The 448-nt window shown below is 43.5% G+C and carries 1 protein-coding gene; it reads right to left on the reverse strand.

The window, feature by feature from the left end; genetic code table 11:
* The coding region (locus tag CWB66_RS21495; protein ID WP_289508524.1) for a biotin/lipoyl-containing protein at positions 1-448 on the reverse strand (448 nt) is incomplete at both ends.

Consider the following 448-nt stretch of genomic DNA (forward strand, 5'->3'; position numbering starts at 1 on the left):
ACTTTAATTTCTTTAACTGTACCGGCAAATGGAGCTGGTACTTCCATTGCAGCTTTGTCGCCTTCAACGTTTAAGATTGATTGATCTTCTTCAACCGTATCGCCAACTGCAACCATAATTTCAGTTACTTCAACTTCATCGCCACCAATATCAGGTACATTCACTTCTTTAGTACTTGGTGCTGCGTTTGCTGTTGAGCTAGCTGCTGGCGCTTCTACAGGAGCTGACTCTTTAGCCAGTGCTGCAGATTCACTTCCTGCTACTTCAAAAACAAACACAAGTGAGCCTGTTTTTACTTTGTCGCCAGCGACGACTTTAATTTCTTTAACTGTTCCAGCAAACGGCGCTGGTACTTCCATTGCGGCTTTGTCGCCTTCAACGTTTAAGATAGATTGCTCTTCTTCAACGGTGTCGCCAACAGCAACCATGATTTCAGTTACTTCAACTT

It is taken from the genome of Pseudoalteromonas sp. S558, from assembly GCF_005886635.1.
Classification (GTDB): Bacteria; Pseudomonadota; Gammaproteobacteria; order Enterobacterales; family Alteromonadaceae; genus Pseudoalteromonas; species Pseudoalteromonas aliena.